The 18,066-nt window shown below is 70.3% G+C and carries 19 protein-coding genes and 1 tRNA gene; 11 read left to right on the forward strand and 9 right to left on the reverse strand.

What is annotated here, in order from left to right:
• The 9 genes from H8R17_RS15100 (at nucleotide 1) to H8R17_RS15140 (ending at nucleotide 8,974) form a co-directional block, all read left to right on the forward strand.
• Complete coding sequence (locus H8R17_RS15100) at nucleotides 1-690, forward strand: NADH-quinone oxidoreductase subunit I (protein ID WP_187823694.1); 690 nt, start codon at nucleotides 1-3, stop codon at nucleotides 688-690.
• A complete protein-coding gene (locus tag H8R17_RS15105) occupies nucleotides 687-1,364 on the forward strand; it encodes an NADH-quinone oxidoreductase subunit J (protein WP_187823695.1) in 678 nt (225 codons plus the stop codon). Before H8R17_RS15100 ends, H8R17_RS15105 begins: the two co-directional genes overlap by 4 nt.
• Complete coding sequence (gene nuoK, locus H8R17_RS15110) at nucleotides 1,364-1,753, forward strand: NADH-quinone oxidoreductase subunit NuoK (RefSeq protein ID WP_187823696.1); 390 nt, start codon at nucleotides 1,364-1,366, stop codon at nucleotides 1,751-1,753. Before H8R17_RS15105 ends, nuoK begins: the two co-directional genes overlap by 1 nt.
• Complete coding sequence (locus H8R17_RS15115) at nucleotides 1,750-3,741, forward strand: NADH-quinone oxidoreductase subunit L (protein WP_187823697.1); 1,992 nt, start codon at nucleotides 1,750-1,752, stop codon at nucleotides 3,739-3,741. Before nuoK ends, H8R17_RS15115 begins: the two co-directional genes overlap by 4 nt.
• A 6-nt stretch (nucleotides 3,742-3,747) precedes the next feature.
• Complete coding sequence (locus H8R17_RS15120) at nucleotides 3,748-5,322, forward strand: NADH-quinone oxidoreductase subunit M (RefSeq protein ID WP_187823698.1); 1,575 nt, start codon at nucleotides 3,748-3,750, stop codon at nucleotides 5,320-5,322.
• Nucleotides 5,319-6,818 carry an NADH-quinone oxidoreductase subunit N gene (locus tag H8R17_RS15125; RefSeq protein ID WP_187823699.1) on the forward strand — a complete coding sequence of 500 codons (1,500 nt, stop codon included), beginning with the start codon at nucleotides 5,319-5,321 and terminating at the stop codon, nucleotides 6,816-6,818. Before H8R17_RS15120 ends, H8R17_RS15125 begins: the two co-directional genes overlap by 4 nt.
• 236 nt (nucleotides 6,819-7,054) lie before the next feature.
• Nucleotides 7,055-7,918: a zinc metalloprotease HtpX gene (htpX, locus tag H8R17_RS15130; RefSeq protein ID WP_187823700.1), complete on the forward strand. Its 864-nt coding sequence runs from the start codon at nucleotides 7,055-7,057 to the stop codon at nucleotides 7,916-7,918.
• On the forward strand, nucleotides 7,915-8,310 hold the full coding sequence (locus H8R17_RS15135) for a YccF domain-containing protein (RefSeq protein ID WP_187823701.1): 396 nt from the start codon (nucleotides 7,915-7,917) through the stop codon (nucleotides 8,308-8,310). The genes htpX and H8R17_RS15135 overlap by 4 nt, the downstream gene beginning before the upstream one ends.
• Nucleotides 8,311-8,407: 97 nt before the next feature.
• On the forward strand, nucleotides 8,408-8,974 hold the full coding sequence (locus tag H8R17_RS15140) for an SMI1/KNR4 family protein (RefSeq protein ID WP_187823702.1): 567 nt from the start codon (nucleotides 8,408-8,410) through the stop codon (nucleotides 8,972-8,974).
• 133 nt (nucleotides 8,975-9,107) lie between these two features.
• Here the strand turns inward: H8R17_RS15140 and H8R17_RS15145 are convergent, their stop codons facing one another.
• Nucleotides 9,108-10,364, reverse strand: a complete 1,257-nt coding sequence (locus H8R17_RS15145; RefSeq protein ID WP_187823703.1) for an APC family permease — start codon at nucleotides 10,362-10,364, stop codon at nucleotides 9,108-9,110.
• A gap of 179 nt (nucleotides 10,365-10,543) precedes the next feature.
• On the opposite strand from H8R17_RS15145, the gene H8R17_RS15150 reads away from it, so the two are divergent.
• Nucleotides 10,544-10,807, forward strand: a complete 264-nt coding sequence (locus H8R17_RS15150; protein ID WP_187823704.1) for a GlsB/YeaQ/YmgE family stress response membrane protein — start codon at nucleotides 10,544-10,546, stop codon at nucleotides 10,805-10,807.
• Between the two features lie 165 nt (nucleotides 10,808-10,972).
• On the opposite strand, the gene H8R17_RS15155 is transcribed toward H8R17_RS15150, so the two are convergent.
• The gene (locus H8R17_RS15155) at nucleotides 10,973-11,461 is read right to left on the reverse strand and encodes a YajQ family cyclic di-GMP-binding protein (protein ID WP_187823705.1); all 489 of its coding nucleotides are present in this window, start codon (nucleotides 11,459-11,461) and stop codon (nucleotides 10,973-10,975) included.
• A 232-nt stretch (nucleotides 11,462-11,693) separates the two neighbouring features.
• Here H8R17_RS15155 and H8R17_RS15160 point away from each other — a divergent pair.
• Nucleotides 11,694-11,775 (forward strand) — tRNA-Tyr (locus H8R17_RS15160).
• A 174-nt stretch (nucleotides 11,776-11,949) separates the two neighbouring features.
• Here H8R17_RS15160 and H8R17_RS15165 read toward each other — a convergent pair.
• The 7 genes from H8R17_RS15165 to H8R17_RS15195 form a co-directional block, all read right to left on the reverse strand.
• Complete coding sequence (locus tag H8R17_RS15165) at nucleotides 11,950-13,281, reverse strand: tyrosine-type recombinase/integrase (RefSeq protein ID WP_187823706.1); 1,332 nt, start codon at nucleotides 13,279-13,281, stop codon at nucleotides 11,950-11,952.
• Nucleotides 13,282-13,342: 61 nt separating this feature from the next.
• Complete coding sequence (locus H8R17_RS15170) at nucleotides 13,343-13,531, reverse strand: AlpA family transcriptional regulator (RefSeq protein WP_187823707.1); 189 nt, start codon at nucleotides 13,529-13,531, stop codon at nucleotides 13,343-13,345.
• A gap of 74 nt (nucleotides 13,532-13,605) precedes the next feature.
• Entirely contained in the window at nucleotides 13,606-15,051 is a 1,446-nt protein-coding gene (locus H8R17_RS15175) for a phage/plasmid primase, P4 family (RefSeq protein ID WP_262505260.1), read from the reverse strand.
• Nucleotides 15,052-15,400: 349 nt separating this feature from the next.
• Nucleotides 15,401-16,306, reverse strand: coding sequence for a bifunctional DNA primase/polymerase (locus H8R17_RS15180; protein ID WP_187823708.1), 906 nt, complete (start codon nucleotides 16,304-16,306; stop codon nucleotides 15,401-15,403).
• An 85-nt stretch (nucleotides 16,307-16,391) separates the two neighbouring features.
• Nucleotides 16,392-16,682 carry a hypothetical protein gene (locus H8R17_RS15185; RefSeq protein WP_187823709.1) on the reverse strand — a complete coding sequence of 97 codons (291 nt, stop codon included), beginning with the start codon at nucleotides 16,680-16,682 and terminating at the stop codon, nucleotides 16,392-16,394.
• Between the two features lie 22 nt (nucleotides 16,683-16,704).
• Complete coding sequence (locus tag H8R17_RS15190) at nucleotides 16,705-17,499, reverse strand: hypothetical protein (RefSeq protein ID WP_187823710.1); 795 nt, start codon at nucleotides 17,497-17,499, stop codon at nucleotides 16,705-16,707.
• An 11-nt stretch (nucleotides 17,500-17,510) separates the two neighbouring features.
• On the reverse strand, nucleotides 17,511-17,975 hold the full coding sequence (locus H8R17_RS15195) for a hypothetical protein (protein WP_187823711.1): 465 nt from the start codon (nucleotides 17,973-17,975) through the stop codon (nucleotides 17,511-17,513).
• Nucleotides 17,976-18,066: the final 91 nt, after the last annotated feature.

An 18,066-nucleotide genomic window follows, 5' to 3' on the forward strand; every position in this document is an offset into this window, starting at 1 on the left:
ATGGCCGAGTCGTCCCCGCCCTCCCGGCCCCGCATCCCCGGCAGCGGTCTGGCCAAAGGCTTGGCCGTCACCCTGCGCACGATGACGAAGAAGTCCGTCACCGACCAGTACCCGGACGCCCAGCCCGACCTCCCGCCCCGCACCCGCGGCGTGATCGGCCTGTTCGAGGAGAACTGCACGGTCTGCATGCTGTGCGCCCGCGAGTGCCCGGACTGGTGCATCTACATCGACTCCCACAAGGAGACGGTCCCTGCGGCGGCCCCCGGCGGCCGCGAACGCAGCCGCAACGTCCTCGACCGCTTCGCCATCGACTTCGCCCTGTGCATGTACTGCGGTATCTGCATCGAGGTCTGTCCTTTCGACGCCCTGTTCTGGTCCCCGGAGTTCGAGTACGCCGAGACCGACATCCGCGACCTCACCCACGAGCGCGACAAGCTCCGCGAGTGGATGTGGACCGTCCCGGCCCCGCCCGCCCTCGACCCCGGCGCGGAGGACCCCAAGGAACTCGCCGCCGCCCGCAAGACCGCCGACAAACTCGCCGCCCAGCAGCAGCCCCCGGCACCCGCCGAGCCGCACGCCGACGAACAGGCCCGCGCCGCCGAGCAGCCCACCCGGCCGATGGGCGAGTCCAAGCAGCAGACCGACCAGCCCCGGAGGGACACCCCGGACGGGCAGGAGGGCCGGCCATGACCCTCGCCGCAGCCGCCACGACGGCCCACGCGCACGCCACCACGGCAGCGCACGCCGCCACGACCACCGCCGCCGACCCGCCCGGGTTCCTCTCCCCGACCGGCGTCGAGATCGCCTTCCTCCTCGTCGGCCTGGCCACCTTCGGCGCCGCGATCGTCACCGTCACCACCCGCCAGCTGGTGCACGCCGCCCTGTGGCTGGTGGTGACCCTCGGCGGCCTCGCCGTCGAATACCTCCTGCTCACCGCCGAGTTCATCGCCTGGGTGCAGGTCCTCATCTACGTCGGTTCCGTCGTCGTCCTCCTCCTGTTCGGTCTCATGCTCACCAGAGCCCCCATCGGCCGCTCCCCGGACGCCGACTCCGGCAACCGCTGGGCCGCCCTCACCGTGGCCGTCGCCGCCGCGGCCACCCTGATCTGGGTCGTCGTCGACGCCTTCCGCGCGACCTGGATCGACCTGGACGGCCCCGCCGCCGGCTCCACGAAGGCCACCGGAGCGAGCCTCTTCCAGAACTGGGTCCTCCCCTTCGAGGCCCTCTCCGTCCTCCTCCTCGCCGCCCTGGTCGGCGCGATCGTCCTGTCCCGCAAGGCGAAGACCGACACGACCACCGCGACCACCGCCCCAGGCGCGCCCGACACGCAGGCAACCCGGCGCGACACGGAAGAGGCCCGCTGATGCATCTCGCCTACCCCGCCGTACTCTCCGCCCTCCTGTTCTGCACCGGTCTGTACGGTGTCCTCGCCCGCCGCAACGCGATCCTGGTCCTGATGTCGGTCGAGCTGATGCTCAACGCCGTCAACCTGAACCTGGTCGCCTTCGACGTCTGGCTCAGCAAGGCCGCCGAGGAGACCCTGCACTCCGGACAGGCCCTGACCCTGTTCACCATCGCCATCGCCGCCGCCGAGATCGGCATCGGCCTGGCGATCGTCCTGGCCGTCCACCGCAATCGCGGCACCTCGGACATCGACAAACTCCGCGACACCGCCGAGGGCAACGGCCCCGACGGCCCCGGCAGCGACGCCCTCACGGCCGAAGAGACCGAGAAGGCTGAGGCCACCGCGTGACCACGATCACCCTCGCCGTCCTCGTCCCCCTCCTTCCGTTCCTCGCGGCGGCCGCCGGCCTCCTCCTGGGCCGCACGGCAACCGGGTTCGTCCGCCCGCTCGCCGTCCTGCCGACCCTCACGTCCCTCGTTTTCGCGGTCCTGGTCGCCGTGCGCCAGGGCGGCGACCGCGCCGTCGACGCCGCCACCGAACTCACACCCACCGGCTCGGTCCCGGTCGAACTCGCCCTGCACATCGACGGCTTCGCCGCCCTCACCGCCGTCCTGGTCGGCGTCGTCGCCTCCGCCGTGCAGATCTACTCGACCGGCTATCTGCGCGACGACCCGCGCTACCCCTCCTACGCCGCCCTCATCTCCCTGTTCACCTCCGCGATGCTCCTGGTCGTCTACTCCGGCGACCTGATCGTGCTGCTGGTCGGCTGGGAAGTCATGGGCATCTGCTCGTACTTCCTCGTCGGCCACTACTGGGAGACCCCGGAGGCCCGCGCCGCCTCCATCAAGGCCTTCCTGGTCACCAAGCTCGGCGACGTCCCCTTCCTGATCGGACTGTTCGCACTGGCCACCGACGCCGGGTCCTTCCGCATCACCCGCGTCCTCGGCGCCGTCGCGCACGGCGGACTCGACCACCCGACCCTGATCGCCCTGCTGCTCCTGGCCGGTGTGGCGGGCAAGTCGGCGCAGTTCCCGCTGCACAGCTGGCTCCCCGACGCCATGGCGGGCCCCACTCCCGTCTCCGCGCTGATCCACGCCGCGACGATGGTCGCCGCCGGTGTCTACTTCATCGCCCGTCTCCTTCCCGTCTTCGAGGCCTCGCGGGCCGCGATGACCGTCCTCGCCGTCATGGCCGCCGTCACGATGGCCGGTTCGGCGCTCGCGGCGCTTGCCCAGGACGACATCAAGCGCGTCCTCGCCTACTCGACGATCGGCCAGCTCGGCTACATGACCGGAGCGCTCGCCGTCGGCGACCGCGGAGCCGCCGTCTTCCACCTCCTGTCCCACGGCGCCTTCAAGGCGCTGCTGTTCCTCGCGGCGGGCGTGATCATCCACGCCGCCGGCACCAACTCGCTGGCCGCCATGTCCCGCATGCGAAACCTGCGCGCCCGCGTCCCCGACGCCTACTGGACGATGACCGTGGCGCTCCTCGCGCTCGCCGCGATCCCGCCGTTCAGCGGCTTCTTCTCCAAGGAGGCGGTGCTCGGCGTCGCCGAGCACGTCGCCACCGGCGACACCGGGCACGCGCCCGGCGCCGCGGGCTGGATCGTCCTCCTCGCCGGCCTGGTCACCGCCCTGCTCACCGCGGCGTACGCGATGCGCCTGTGGCTGCTGGCCTTCCGCGGCCGGGGCGCCGAGGCCCCCGACCACGGCCGGCAGCCCCTGGTCATGACCGCTGTGCTGTGGGTGCTCGCGGTGCCGTCGCTCGCCTTCGGTCTGGCCTACGGCCTGCTGCCCGACTGGTTCGACGGCCGTGACCTGACCCCGCTGCTCACCACCTCCGTCCTCGGTACGGGTGTGGCCCTGACCGGCGGCATCGTTACCTACGCCGCCTGGCGGCACACCACCGCACTCGCGGCCCGCGTCCCGCTGGGCGCCGTCGCGGCCCACCCCGAAGGTGACGCCGCGCTGGTCGAGGCCGAGGCCATCGCCAGCCACAAACCCGCGTACGGCACCGTGGCCGCCGCGTCCGACCCGGCCGACCCCGCACGGCTGCTGCTAGGCCCGCTGCACCGGCACGCGGCCCTCGGCTTCCACCTCGACGCCGTGTACGCGGCCCTGTTCGTCCGCCCGGTCCAGGCCGGCGCGAGTCTCGTCCGGTTCCTCGACCGCGAGGTCGTCGACACCTACGTACGCGGCGCGGGCGCCCTGCCGCGGTGGCTCGGCGCCGCCGTCCGACGTGCCCAGACCGGCAATGTGCAGACCTATGTGAGCGCGCTGCTCGCCGGCACCGTCGTCCTGGTGGTCGCCGCCGTCCTCGTCGCCACGGGAGCGTGAGCAGGCGTGATCGATATCAACGAGTCCGTGATGCAGTTCCTTCTGGCATTCGTCGTCGTCGGCCCGCTCCTCGGCGCCGCCGCCGCTCTCCTGCCCGCCCCGCCCGGGCTGAAGGGGAAGTCGCCCGAGCAGGCCGTGCTGCGGCACGGCGTGACCGTCACCGGCGCCGTCCTCATCGCCGCGATCGCCCTCGCGCTCGGCTTCGACCACGACCAGCCGTCGAAGATGCAGGCCAGCACCGACATCAGCTGGATCCCCGCACTCGACGTACGGATCCACCTCGGCATCGACGGCATCTCGCTCCCCCTTCTGGTCCTGAGCGCGCTGCTCACCTTCCTGAGCGCGCTGTACTCCTACTTCAAGATGCCCGCAGGTCCGTCCCCGAAGGCCTTCGTCTCGCTGCTGCTCGTCCTGGAGTCAGGCACCCTCGCCACCTTCGCCGTCCTCGACCTGCTGCTGTTCTTCCTCGCCTTCGAGATGGTCCTCATCCCGATGTACTTCCTCATCGCCCGCTGGGGCGGCGAGGGCCGGAGCCAGGCCGCGTGGAAGTTCATCCTCTTCACCCTGCTCGGCTCCGTGGTCATGCTGCTCGGCCTGCTCCTGATCGGGATCAAGGCGGGCACGTTCGACATGATGGCACTCGCCACTGACAACGGCCGGTCGCTGACCACATCCGTGCAGGTCATCGCCGTTTTGGCGATCGGGATCGGGCTCGCGGTCAAGACGCCGATGTGGCCGCTGCACAGCTGGCTGCCCGACGCCCACACCGCTGCGCCGACCGTCGGCTCGGTCCTGCTGGCCGGCGTCCTGCTGAAGATGGGAACGTACGGATTCGTCCGGATCCTCCTCCCCATCGCCCCCGACGGCTTCCGCATCTTCGCGCCCTACCTCGCTGCCTTCGCCGTCGTCGGCATCATCTACGGATCCCTCGCCTGCCTCGCCCTCGCCAAACAGGGCGCGAAGGGCGACCTCAAGCGGCTCATCGCCTACTCCTCCGTCGGCCACATGGGCTTCGTCCTCCTCGGCATCGCGACCATGACCCCGACCGGCGTGAACGGCGCCCTGTTCGCCAACATCGCCCACGGCCTCATCACCGGCCTGCTCTTCTTCCTGGTCGGCGCACTGAAGGACCGCACCGGCAGCACCGACCTCGACACCCTTGCCGAGGAGACCGGAGCGGCCCTGTACGGCAGGGCCCCGCGCCTCGGCGGCCTGCTCGCCTTCGCCGCCGTCGCCTCGCTCGGCCTGCCGGGCCTGGCCGGATTCTGGGGTGAGATGCTGGCGCTGTTCGGCGCGTTCGACCCCGCCGCAGGCCTCAGCCGGCCCGCCTTCCTCACCTTCATGGCGATCGCCGCGTTCGGCACGCTCCTCACGGCCGCGTACCTGCTCGTCGTGGTCCGCCGCGTCTGCATGGGCGCCGTACCGCAGCAGGCCCCGGAGCTCGCCGACGTCCGGCGGTACGAGTTCGCGGCCTGGACCCCGCTGGTCGCCCTCACCGTCGTCGCGGGCCTGTGGCCCAAGGCCCTGCTCGGGCTGACCGACCCGGCCGTGCAGCAGCTCCTCGCAGGAGGCACCCGATGAGCTCCCTCGTCCAGTCCGTCGACTGGCTCGCGATCGCGCCGCCCACCATCGCCGCGGTCGTCGGACTCGGCGTCCTCGTCGCCGACCTGTTCGTGAGCTCCTCGAAGAAGGCGCTGCTCGGCTGGGCTTCCGTCGCGGGACTCGCCGCCGCGACGGTCATGCTGCTGCCCCTCCTGGACGGCGACCGCAGCACCTTCTGCCTGACCGGCGAACCCGAGGTGTGCAGCTACACCGCCGACCGCTTCACCCTCGTCATCCAGTTCCTGGTCCTCGCGGGCGCCCTCCTTACCGCCCTGCTGTCGGTCACCGCCCTCAAGGACGCGCGCAAGGGACTTCCCGAAGGGGAGTTCTGGTTCCTGCTGCTGTCGTCCGCGGCCGGCGCCGCCCTCCTGCCCGCCTCCCGCGACCTCGCGACCCTCATCGTGGCCCTGGAGGTCGCCTCCCTGCCGGCCTTCGCCCTCGTGGGCCTCAGGCACGGCGACCGCAAGTCCTCCGAAGCGGCCCTGAAGTTCTTCCTGTCCTCGGTCACCGCGACCGCGGTCAGCCTCCTCGGCATCAGCTTCGTGTACGCCTCCACCGGCACCCTCTACCTCACCCAGGTCGCCGACCGTATCCAGAACGTCGACGGCCGGCTCGACACGCTCGCCCAGACCGGCGTCGTCCTCACCCTCATCGGCTTCGCCTTCAAGATGGCCGCCGTCCCCTTCCACTTCTGGGTGCCCGACACCTACGTCGGAGCGCCCCTGCCGGTCGCCGCCTACCTGTCGGTCGTCGGCAAGGCCGTCGGCTTCTCCGGCCTGATCCTCGTCACGGTCGTCGCCCTCCCCTCGTACGGCGACGTCTGGGGCCCCGCGCTCGCGGTGCTGGCCGCTCTCACCATGACCGTCGGCAATGTCGGCGCTCTGCGCCAGCAGGCCACGCGCGCGTACAGCGCCGTACGCCTGCTGGCCTGGTCGTCCGTCGGACAGGCCGGCTACCTCCTGGTGCCGATCGCCGCCGCCGCGTACGCCGACGACGCCGAGCGGTCGATCGGCTCCACCGTCGCCTACGCGCTGATGTACGGCGCGGTGAACCTCGGCGCCTTCGCGGTGGCCGCCGTCGTGGGCCGTACCAGGCCCCTCAACCGCATCACGGACTACCGCGGCCTTTACGCCGCCAATCCCCTCACCGCGCTGCTCCTGGCCTTCTTCCTGCTCTGCCTCGCCGGACTGCCGCCGGGCATCATCGGCCTCTTCGCCAAGGTCACCGTCTTCTCCGCGGCCGTCGACGCGGGCCTCGGCTGGCTGGCCGTGGTCATGGCCGTCAACGTCGTGATCGCGCTGTTCTACTACCTCCAGTGGACGGCCCTGCTGTTCCGCGCCCCCGAAGGCGAGCCCGAGACGCACCTCCTGCCCGCGCCGCTCACGGCGGCGATCACGCTCACCGGGGTCCTCGCCATCGCCCTGTCCGGAGCGCCCCAGCTGGTCCTGCGCTTCGCCGACACCGGGCTGTTCTGAGCACCGGTCGCTTCGGCCACGCGCGCGTGGGGCACCCGATCTCCGCGCACGCGTGCGGCACGCGGCCACCGTCACACGGACGGCCCACGCACGCCGCCGGACGCAAGAGGGAACCCGGGGCCCTCGCCTGGCGTTGACCAGTACGGGAGGGTCCACTGGACGTGACACCACGGCACCAGTGGCAGCACAGATCACCCAGCAAGGGTTCCCCTGCCGCACCACTTGGAGGGCGTACCGTGCACCGCCGGCACAACGGGCTCAGGACCGCAGTCCTCCTCGGGGGACTGTCCGCACTCATCATCCTCATCGGCAGCTTCTTCGGCCGCATGGGGCTCGTCGTCGCCGTCCTGGTCGCCCTGGGCACGAACGCGTACGCGTACTGGAACAGCGACAAGCTGGCGCTACGCGCGATGCGTGCCCGCCCGGTGAGCGAGTTCGAGGCCCCGGGGCTGTACCGCATGGTCCGTGAGCTCTCCACCCAGGCCCGCCAGCCCATGCCGCGCCTGTACATCTCCCCGACGGAGGCGCCCAACGCCTTCGCCACCGGCCGCAATCCGCGCAACGCCGCCGTGTGCTGCACCGACGGCATCCTGCGCCTGTTGGACGAGCGCGAGCTGCGCGGCGTCATCGGCCACGAGCTCAGCCACGTCTACAACCGCGACATCCTGATCTCGTCGGTCGCCGGCGCCCTCGCCTCCGTGATCATGTTCCTGGTGAACTTCGCCTGGCTGATTCCCATCGGCCGCTCCGACGACGACGAGGGCCCCGGCCTCCTCGGCATGCTGCTGATCATGATCCTGGGGCCGCTCGCCGCGTCCCTCATCCAACTGGCCATCAGCCGCTCCCGGGAGTACGAGGCCGATGCCTCCGGCTCCCAGCTGACCGGCGACCCGCTTGCCCTCGCCAGCGCCCTGCGCAAGCTCGAAACGGGCACCAAGCAGCTCCCGCTGCCACCCGAGCCCCGTATCGAGACCGCCAGCCATATGATGATCGCGAACCCGTTCCGCCCGGGGCAGGGGCTTGCGCGGATGTTCTCCACGCACCCGCCGATGGCCGACCGCATCTCCCGGCTCGAAAAGATGGCAGGTCCCCACCAGTGAAGACAATCCTCAACATCGTCTGGCTCATTCTGAGCGGTTTCTGGCTGTTCCTCGGCTACCTCCTCGCGGGCGTGCTGCTGGGCATCACGATCATCGGCATCCCGTTCGGCGTCGCGGCCTTCCGCATCGGTGTCTACGCGCTGTGGCCCTTCGGGTACACGACCGTCGAGCGCCGTGACACGGGCGCGCCGTCCTGCATCGGCAACGTGCTGTGGCTGGTCCTCGCGGGCTGGTGGCTGGCCCTCGGCCACATCGTCACCGGCATCGCCCTGTGCGTCACGATCATCGGCATCCCGCTCGGCATCGCCAACTTCAAGCTGATCCCGGTCTCGCTGCTGCCGCTGGGCCGCGAAATCGTCCGCACGGACCGGCCGTTCACCGACCGCTGGTGACGCCGGACCGGTCGCCCGTTCAGTCGCCCGTTTTCCACAGGCGGGGGGTTGTCCACAGGCCCGCACGGCTGTCAGAGGCGGGCGGCATGATGAACGCATGACCGAGATCGAGCAGTTGCTGGCACGGGTGGCGGCCAAGGCCCGCAACACCCGCCCGTGGGGCTGGACTTCACTCCCCGAGCCCGTCGACGCGGACACCCTGGCCCGCGCCGAGTCCGCGCTGGGCTTTCGTCTGCCCCCGCTGCTCGCCGAGCTCTATCTGCGGATAGGAGACGGCGGATTCGGCCCGGAGTACGGCCTGTTGCCGCTGCTCGACGGCCCGCCCGCCGGCGAGCCCGCCGCTGTCGTCCAGTACCTCGCCAACCGCGCCGACGCCCGCAAGGACCCCGACTGGTCCTGGCCGGAGGGCGTCCTGCCGATATCCCACTGGGGCTGCGCCATGTACGCGTGCGTGGACTGCCACGCCCCCGAGTCCACCGTCCTGCTCTTCGAGCCGAACGCCGACGGCGCCGACCACGCCTGGTTCGTCGACGCCCCCAGCCTCACGGACTGGCTCCGCGCCTGGGTCGACGGCACGGGCTGGTACGAAGAGACGAACGAGGAGCTGGGCATGCGCCCGTGGACCGACTTCCGCATACGCACCACGCAGGCGCGGGCTTCCTGAGACACGAGGCCGCCCACGCGTTGGCGCAGGGCTCGCTGCCGCCGTAAGGGAACGTGAGTTGTCGCGTCGGCCGCACGACAGGCGCAGCCACCCGCGCGGAGTCAGCGCAGCCGCCTTGGCGAAGCCGGCCGCCCTACCGCCCCGCCACCCGCGCCCGCAGCCTCCGCCGCACCGCGTACGCCGCGACGCCCACCGCCAGCACACCCGCGCCCGCGGCCACCGACACCCCCGGAAGGGAGAACGCCAGGAGCACGCACCCGACGAGGCCCACGGCCGGTACCGCACGCCTGATCGGGGACGGGTCCAGGGTCCAGGCCGACGCGTTGGCCACCGCGTAGTACACCAGGACACCGAAGGAGGAGAAGCCGATCGCGCCCCGCACATCCACCGTGGCGGCCAGGACCGCGACCACCGCACCCACGGCCAGCTCGGCCCGGTGCGGCACCTGGAAGCGCGGATGGACGGCGGACAGTGCACCGGGCAGATGCCCGTCCCGGGCCATGGCCAGCGTCGTCCGCGAGACGCCCAGGATCAGGGCCAGCAGCGAGCCCAGCGCGGCCACGGCGGCGCCCACCCGCACGACCGGCACCAGCCCCGGCACCCCGGCCGCCCGCACCGCGTCGGCCAGCGGCGCGGCCGCATCCCCGAGACCACCGGAACCCAGCACGGAAAGGACGGCGATCGCCACACACGCGTACACCGCCAGCGCGATGCCCAGGGCCAGTGGGATCGCCCGCGGAATCGTGCGCGCCGGATCACGCACCTCCTCGCCGAGGGTCGCGATCCGCGCATACCCCGCGAAGGCGAAGAACAGCAGGCCGGCCGCCTGAAGCACCCCGACCGCGCCGTCCGACGCCCCGATGTCCAGCCGCCCGGCATCGGACTCACCGGACCCCAGACACACGACGACCACGGAAGCGAGGACAGCCAGGACCGCCGCCACGATCGCCCGCGTCAGCCACGCGGACTTCTGGACCCCGCCGTAGTTCACCGCGGTCAGCGCCACCACGGCCGCGACCGCCACGGCGTGCGCCTGCCCCGGCCAGACGTACGCACCCACGGTGAGTGCCATCGCCGCACAGGAGGCAGTCTTCCCGACCACGAACGACCAGCCCGCGAGATAACCCCAGAACTCCCCGAGCCGCTCGCGCCCGTACACGTACGTGCCGCCGGAGGCCGGATACCGTGCGGCCAGCCGTGCCGACGACATGGCGTTGCAGTAGGCGACCACGGCGGCGACCGCGAGCCCGAGCAGCAGCCCCGACCCGGCCGCGTGGGCCGCGGGCCCCAGCGCGGCGAAGATCCCGGCTCCCACCATCGAGCCGAGGCCGATGACGACCGCGTCGGCCACGCCGAGGGTGCGCCGCAGTTCGGGACCGGCAACTGTCATGGGCGGCACCTTACTGATCAGTGCAACCAGGGGATGCCCCCGGGACGTCCTCTCCACCAAGACGGCATGAACTCGCGCGCGACCAGAACGACGTACGAACCGCGAGCACGGCTTGCCCGGAGATCAACATCACAGTGCCGGGACAGCACGGGCACAGCGTGAAAGGGCAGGTTCACCGCATGGGCATCATCAGTTGGATCATCCTGGGCCTGTTGGCCGGCGCCATCGCCAAGTTCCTGCTGCCGGGCCGCGACCCGGGCGGCTTCGTCGGCACGACCGTGATCGGTGTCGCGGGCGCGTTCATCGGCGGTTGGATATCGGCCCGTTGGCTGGACCACCCGATCGCCAAGCACTTCTACGACGGCGCCACGTGGGCCGCCGCGATCGGGGGCTCGCTCGTCCTGCTGATCGCCTACCGGCTGCTGTTCGGCAACTCACGCTGAGCACGACATCGCGCTGAGCACGACATCGCGCTGAGCACGAACTCGCGCTGAGGGCGCCCCTGACCGCGGCCAGCAGGCGAGAAGGGTGGGCACCGACGGGTGCTCACCGTTCCTCGTACGCGCGCGGGGCGTGGCCCACCGGCCGGCCTGACCCCGCCGCACCGGCTACCGGTAGTTCACGAACTGCATCGCGAAGTCGAAGTCCTGGCCCTTGAGGAGGGCGATGACGGCCTGCAGGTCGTCGCGGCTCTTGGAGCTGACCCGCAGCTCTTCGCCCTGCACCTGGGCCTTCACGCCCTTCGGACCCTCGTCACGAATGATCTTCGCCACCTTCTTCGCGTTCTCCTGGGAGATGCCCTCCTTGATCGATGCGAAGATCTTGTACTCCTTGCCGGAGAGCTGGGGCTCGCCCGCGTCCAGAGCCTTCAGCGAGATGCCGCGCTTGATCAGCTTGGACTGGAAGACGTCGAGGACAGCCTTCACCCGGTCCTCGGAGTTCGCCTCCATGAGGACCTTCTCACCGGACCACGAGATCGAGGCACCCACGCCCTTGAAGTCGTAGCGCTGCGAGATCTCCTTGGCGGCCTGGTTGAGGGCGTTGTCGACCTCCTGCCGCTCGACCTTCGAGACGATGTCGAAACTGGAGTCGGCCATGTCCTGTGGCTCCTTGTATCGGGGTGCGTATCGGTGCGTATCGGTGCGTACCGGCGTACGTGGGGGCGGCCATGGGACCGCCGTGGGTCCGGGCCGCGTCCGGACAAGCCTAGCCACCCCCGGTCCCCCGGGCGCTGATCAATCGGGTGGCGAAGCACCCCCGTGTATCGGGTATTGTTTACGTCGTTGCCACGGAGCACCGCCGAGAGGCGGTCGACGGGCAGCAACCCCCGGCGGTGTGCCCGAGCGGCCAAAGGGAGCAGACTGTAAATCTGCCGGCTCAGCCTTCCCAGGTTCGAATCCTGGCGCCGCCACTTTGGGGAAGACCCCTTCTGATCAGGTTTTTCGCCTGTTCAGAGGGGGTTTTTCGTTGACCCTCCCTGTTCGATTCGTCGTGGACGGAGCGAGGGCGTGTCTCACCTCGTACCGCCCGTATCCCACCGTTGATCAGTGCGTGTCCCCCAGGCGTCCCCCGGGGGTGATCATGATCACTCCGGCTCGTTCCACTCCCGTAGGGCTGCGTCGATCCGGCTATTCGCCCGTTCCCGCGTCTGGTCGAGGACCTTGGCGTACACCTTGTGCAGTACCGCGATGCTGTGGCCGGCACGCCGGGCGCACTCCATCGCATCCACCCCGGAACTGAGCCAGAACGACACCCCGGCGTGCCGGAGGTCGTAGGGGCGACGGGCCAGCAAGGATGCCGTTTCCGCCTCGCTCAGTACGTCCTTCCGGGCCTTGGCCCATACTTCCCCATAGCCGGTCTCCTGTAGCAGGCCATCACGGTTCGTCCGGAAGAGCCGGCCATCGGGTGCCGTGCCGTGGGTGGCGATGTGCTGTCGCAGCAGACGGACGAAGTGCGGCGGGATCGGCACCGGACGGGAGTCCTTCTTGGCGCGGGCCTTGAGGTGGCGTGTCTCATGCGCCGTTCCGTCGTCGGTCCAGCTCCGTCCGGCCCGGACAACTCCTTGCCGCAGGGTAAGCATCCCCCACCCCGTCTCCGGGAGGTGGCACTGGCTCACGCGCAGTCCGGCGGCCTCGGCTGGACGCATGGCCGCGTAGTACAGGCACCCGAAGAACGCTTCCAGGTGTCGCCCACGCGGGCCCTGCTCACGCACCCCTGCCAGCAGCGCGCGGACCTGGCGAGGGTTGGCCACGCTCTCGGGGTCCACCGCTTCCACTGACTTCGGGGCAGTCCACTTCACGGCCGTGATCGGGTTGACCGGCATGGTGAAGTACTGCTCTTCCACGGCGAGCCCGAGAACGTCGCTGTCCAGCCGGAGGGATAGCGCGTCCAGGGCCAGACGTACGGTCGCCGGATCCTCCAGCGCGGAGACCGGCATGGAGTGCTTGGAGATCCAGGTGAGGGCGCGGGCCACATCGTCCGGCGGGGTCTCGTTCCAGCGGTTCCGGTTGTACGCCCACCCGTACAGCGCCCGTCGCATAAGCGCGGTGTCGGGCATCCCCGTCTTGGTCTTCACGAGCGCGGGAGTGATGGTTGCCAGCGCATCGGCGTAGTTCTTCCGCGACTTTGCCGGAGCCAGCACCCACTTGCGGTCGACGTACGCGCGGCTGTGCTCGTACCACGTGATGGAGCCCTGCTTGGCGCGCAGCTCGGATACGGGCAGGCCCGTTTCCTCGTCGAACTGGTCGCCGCGTCGCACGGCAGACATGAGTTCCGAGCGGCGCCCCTCGGCCTGGACCTTGAGTGTGTAGCTCTTGGAGTGCTTGCGCTCCCCGACCAGCCAGCGCAGGCGGTAGGGCTTCGGGCGATCCTTGCGAACCTCGATGGAGTAGAGGCGAACGTCGTAGGTCAGTGCCATATGAACTCCAGAGGGGCCCGCCGGAAGCGGGCCCCTCGTGTCTCGTGTGTGCGGGAGGCGGTCAGGCGGCAGCGTCTTCCATGGACGACCACCACGCGTCGAGGTCGGTGCGGCGGCAGCGGAGGTGACCGTTGGGGAGCTTGATGAGCTTGGGTGCCTTGCCACGGGCGCGCATGCGGTAGAAGGCGGCGCGGCTCATCTCGATCTCTTCGAGGACTTCGGGGAGCTTGAGCATCTTGGGGCGAGCCATGGCACTCCTCAGCGAAGGCGGGGCGGGCGGGGAGAGTTGCAAATACATTCCGTTGAGTCGCGACTCATCGGCACTCAGCGGCTCTCAGAGGTGTCTTGAGACGCGATGAGTTGCGACTCAGGCAAATGTGGTTCGGACATGTTCAGCGTGATCCCGGTGTAGGTGATCACCTGTCGGCCGTATGCGTCGCGGGGTCGGGAGCGGCTGAGCTGGGGGACCACGGAGAGCAGGTTGCGGCCGAACACCTGCTTGGTGCCGGGGCGCACGCCGTTGTCCTCGGCCCATTCCCGCCAGACCGTCCACAGGGCGTCCACGGGCACGGAGCAGGTGGGTCCGGTGGTGCAGCGTTCCCGGATGAACGCGGACGTGGGGGAGGCGGTGTCCTGCATTGTGGTGACTGCCTCGCGGCTGGATGCCGGTTCGGTGATCCGGCCCGTGCGCTGGAGACGTGCGAGCCCTTCTAGTGCCCAGTTGAGGATGCCGGGCATCTCCGACGTGAGCCGGTCGAAGAGGGTGGGGTCTTCCTTGCCCAGCCACGACACCCGCATGTTGAGCAGCACGAAGCGGCGGGCGATGACGCCGGATGAGTCGCCGAAGTGCGGCAGCTCGTTGGACAGGATCACCAGCCGGGTGGGCAGCTTGCCGGTCCACACCGCGCGGTATTTGCGGTCGATGTCGATGGTGTCCTCGCCGGAGATCGTGAGCAGGCGTTCGACGACTTGGCTGTTGTCGTTGCCGGACAGCCGGGCATCGGAGATGACCGCGAGCGGCTTGCCGATCAGCGTGGACAGCCCGAAGTTCGTGCCGAGTCCGGCGAGGGTGGGTCCGGCGAGGTTTTCCTTGCCGACCAGCTCTTTGAGCACGCGGGCGATGGTGCCTTTGCCGGAGCGGGACGGGCCGACGATGAGCAGGATCTTCTGCTGGTCGGTGCGGCCGGAGAGGACGTAGCCGAACCACTCCTGAAGAGCGGCGATGGCGTCGGGGTCGTTCGGCCAGATCTGCGCCAGGAAGCGTTCCCACGTCGGTGCCCTCGCGGCGGGGTCGTAGGCGAAGGGGACGGAGACCAGGTTGAAGAACCCGGGCCCGTGCGGCAGCAGCGCGCGATCCCGGATCCTGAGCAGGCCGTTCTCACATGCCACCATCGGCCCGCCGGCCGCCGCGTCTCCACCATCGATCCAGGCGGGAGCATCGGTGTCGGTGGGCAGCAGGGTGATGGCGCCCAACGCGTCGAGAAGGTTGCCGATCTTCTGTTTCGTGGGGGCCCAGTCCCGGAGTTCCGGTTGTCCATCCTTGCCGGGGGTGGCGTAGGTGGCGTGCTCAAGCCGTTTGTACATGGCGGCGCGCATCTGCGCTTCGTCCATCTCGCGCCAGCACGTGCCGTTCCAGCGCATCCACGAGCCACGCCAGCGCCGGACGATCGGGCGCCCGTCCTCGGTGTGCCAGTCGGGCAGGAGGCGGCGGGCGACGGCCAGGGGGTTGGACGGCGACGGCAGTTCCTCGGTGACGTTGGGGTCGGTCATGCGGCGGTCCTCCCTTCCTGGGAGCTCCGGAGCGGGCAGGTTGCGCGGTGGGTTTCGTGGTCGGCGATCAGGGCGAGCACGCGGCGTTTGCCGACGGCGCTGCGGTCATGGCCGCACTGGCACTTCGACGTGGCCGTGGGCACGGCGCCGCGTGGGGCGCTGATGTGCAGCCACGCCACGGGGTAGCGGCCGTCGCGCTGGTGCGGGTCAGGACGATGAACAGATCGGACGCCCTGACGGGCGGCGCCTTTCGGCTCGCCCATGGCCCGTTGTGCTGCGGCCGGTTGGGCGGCGCGCGCGCCGGTCGGAGTGCCAGTGAGGCTCTTCAGGAGGGGGCGGGTCCGGGGGTTCATGCCGCGTACCCCCTGGTCTGGTTGTGGGTGATGGACCAGGTCAGGGCGCTGCGGAGGGTGGAGCGGCACTCGGACGCGGTGAGTCCGGCCGTCTCGCCTGCCTCCTGAAGAGCCTGCTCAACCACGTGCCGGGGGAGGTCGCCCCACGCGACGAACCGTCCCAGGGCGCGCGCCGCGCGGAACAGCTTCGCTTCCCGCTCGCCCTCAACAGCGCGAGCCACGTTCGCCGTCTCGTTGTCGAGCGCTACATCCGCATATCGGCGGGATTGCGTCGCGACGGCCACTGAAGGGGCCTGAGGGGCCCTGGGGGTGGGTTTCAGGATGGTTTGGAGCCAGGACGGCAGAGAGGCGGCCACCGGGGCGCACAGAGCTTCGTACTGCCCGGTGGGGGTGCTGCTGCCCGCGCCGACGACGTAGCCGCCCCACGCACGAGTGTCGACCAACGGGGCGATGGTGCCTGCCGTGTTGGTCAGCCGCACCCCCGAGGGGGCGGTGAAGTACAGGTGCGTCCCGCCGCTTGCGGTCCGGGTCCGGTAGGTGGTGGGGATGGCGTGGCCGGCGCGCTCGCAGAGCGCCTGGAAGGTCGTCGCGCCGCAAGGCGCGTCCGAACTGCTCTTGTCCTTGGGCACGTCCAGGTCGACGACGAGCAGTTCGGACGGGCCGGTGGCGATGCCGATGTTGAACGGCGCCCTCGACCAGGCCGCACGGATGCGGTCGGGGTCGGTGGTGGCGCGCTGCTCCCACTTCAGGTGTCCATCGACGCAGGGGCCGGTGCGGGGGCAGGCGGCCTCGCCGTGCAGGGCGGGGCGCTTGGTGCCGGGACGGAGTGGGAAGACGTGCCAGCCGCGTTCGACGGCGTCCAGTGCGGCGCGCAGCAGCGCGGAACGGGGGTCATGGGTCATGCTGGATGTCTCCAGTTCCTTGGATGGATGCTGGCGAGCAAGGGCGGCCCCGCGTTCTTGGCGGAAGGGGGCCGCCCTTGGCGAGCTAGAAGGGCGGTTCGTCGCTGTAGCCGCCGGGGCTCCACGGGTCACGCGCGCTGCTGCGCCGACGCAGCCAGCGGGGCAGTCGCGGCAGGGGCAGCAGGGGCCAGCGGCGGTTCTCGTTCCAGCACGCACAGGGGTCCCACTCGGTACCGGCGTACTCGCCGTTGTAGTCGCCGTAGTCGTACTCGAAGCCTCCGATGCCCTCGCAGTCCGGGCAGTCGGGGCGAGGCGTATCGGTGAGGACCAGGGCGGGCCGGGGCCAGGAGGTGCGCTGGAGGCGCAGTCGGAGCATGGGGTGATGTCCTCTTGTCTCGTCAGGCTGCGTCGAGGGCGGGTTGCTGCCAGGTGGGCAGGGCGCTGAGGACGCGGGTGCGCCAGCGCAGTGCGTAGGGCAGGCAGTTGGCGCAGTTCTTGTGCGCGTGGCCGGGCAGCGGCGGCCTGCGCCGTGCGTGGTAGCTCCATGCGGCGGAATCGGCCGATGCGAGCAGATGGCCGACCCGTTCCAGCCCGAGGGTCTTGAAGCCGAAGCCGTGTAGCTTCAGCCCGTGCGCGGCCATCGCGGTCACGATCGCCGCGCCCTCGCGGGTGGACTGCAAGCGGCAGACCGAGCCGAGCCCGACCGTGGGTTCGCGGGTCAGGTCGACCCCGGCTCGCTCGTACAGTTCCGCGCACCACTCGTAGTCCGCGACCGTCCGGCCCTGGAGTACAGGGGCTATGCGCAGCTCGGGGGCGAGGGAGCGCAGTTCGAGGAAGTTGGCGACGGTTCGGCGGATGTGCTCCGGCACGCTGAGATGAGTGCCGACAAAGACGTTCGGCCCTGCTGTGCCGCCGTGGATGATGAGGTCTTCGCACATCCAGTCCTGTGGGGCGGCCCAGTCATACGGGCCGACGCATTCCCAGATGCGGCGCAGGTCCTGCACGTACTGGCGTGGGGTTCGCGTCCACCGGCCGTGCCGCTGGAGCTCCGAGAAACCGCCGGAGTCCACCGCGTACGGACCGCGCGCCACATTCAGCTTGGCCGCGCTGACGAAGTGCTCGGACTTCAAGAACAACGGCACGTCGGTCAGCCGAACCCAGTGGCGTTTGTGGGTGGTCAGGTAGAAGCGCAAGGCGTCTCCCCTCAGCCGTTGAAGTGGTTGCGCTTGAAGACGGCCTTGCGGATGTGGAACGTGATGCCGCCCTTGCTGTCGTTGGGCTTGAAGATCTGGACGGCGAGGAATCCGCCGAAGCAGACGGCGGCCAGTGTGATGAGTTGGGTGATGAATGCGGTCAGGGCAGTGATGAACGCGGTCAGCAGGAACAGCCCGCCGCACACCGCGCCGAACCCGATGCCCCCGACGGCGATGTTCACGGCCGTGCGGGACACGGCCGGTTTGGTCGCGACCGGTTCCGGGCGGGCCGGTTCGATGGCGTAGCCGGTGACGACGCGGCCGTCGGGCAGGACGATGCTCGCCACCGCCGGAACGCTGTTCGGCTGTACCGGCACGACCGGCGCCGGGACGGTGGCGGTGGGCGGGAGCGGGGTGGGCTGGTGGACTTCCACAGCCCGCTGTACGGGCGGGTGGTGGGTGTGGTCGGGGTACATGCGGAATCCCTTCCGAACGTTGGCCAGGGAGGCAGAGAAATCCCTTGAGGGGGCGTTGTGGAGGGGTGTTCGGGGGGTCTGACCTGCGTGC

Origin of the sequence: Streptomyces sp. TRM68367 (genome assembly GCF_014495685.1) — a bacterium.
In the GTDB taxonomy this organism is placed as follows: Bacteria; Actinomycetota; Actinomycetes; order Streptomycetales; family Streptomycetaceae; genus Streptomyces.

Bases quoted from the DNA above. Each gene is read 5' to 3' on its own strand.
- H8R17_RS15145 (WP_187823703.1), bottom strand. From the start codon at position 10,364: ATGACAGTTGCCGGTCCCGAACTGCGGCGCACCCTCGGCGTGGCCGAC.
- H8R17_RS15195 (WP_187823711.1), bottom strand. From the start codon at position 17,975: ATGTACCCCGACCACACCCACCACCCGCCCGTACAGCGGGCTGTGGAA.
- H8R17_RS15100 (WP_187823694.1), top strand. From the start codon at position 1: ATGGCCGAGTCGTCCCCGCCCTCCCGGCCCCGCATCCCCGGCAGCGGT.
- H8R17_RS15185 (WP_187823709.1), bottom strand. From the start codon at position 16,682: ATGCTCCGACTGCGCCTCCAGCGCACCTCCTGGCCCCGGCCCGCCCTG.
- H8R17_RS15175 (WP_262505260.1), bottom strand. From the start codon at position 15,051: ATGACCGACCCCAACGTCACCGAGGAACTGCCGTCGCCGTCCAACCCC.
- H8R17_RS15180 (WP_187823708.1), bottom strand. From the start codon at position 16,306: ATGACCCATGACCCCCGTTCCGCGCTGCTGCGCGCCGCACTGGACGCC.
- H8R17_RS15170 (WP_187823707.1), bottom strand. From the start codon at position 13,531: ATGGCTCGCCCCAAGATGCTCAAGCTCCCCGAAGTCCTCGAAGAGATC.
- H8R17_RS15140 (WP_187823702.1), top strand. From the start codon at position 8,408: ATGACCGAGATCGAGCAGTTGCTGGCACGGGTGGCGGCCAAGGCCCGC.
- H8R17_RS15125 (WP_187823699.1), top strand. From the start codon at position 5,319: ATGAGCTCCCTCGTCCAGTCCGTCGACTGGCTCGCGATCGCGCCGCCC.
- H8R17_RS15155 (WP_187823705.1), bottom strand. From the start codon at position 11,461: ATGGCCGACTCCAGTTTCGACATCGTCTCGAAGGTCGAGCGGCAGGAG.
- H8R17_RS15105 (WP_187823695.1), top strand. From the start codon at position 687: ATGACCCTCGCCGCAGCCGCCACGACGGCCCACGCGCACGCCACCACG.
- H8R17_RS15165 (WP_187823706.1), bottom strand. From the start codon at position 13,281: ATGGCACTGACCTACGACGTTCGCCTCTACTCCATCGAGGTTCGCAAG.
- H8R17_RS15150 (WP_187823704.1), top strand. From the start codon at position 10,544: ATGGGCATCATCAGTTGGATCATCCTGGGCCTGTTGGCCGGCGCCATC.
- nuoK (WP_187823696.1), top strand. From the start codon at position 1,364: ATGCATCTCGCCTACCCCGCCGTACTCTCCGCCCTCCTGTTCTGCACC.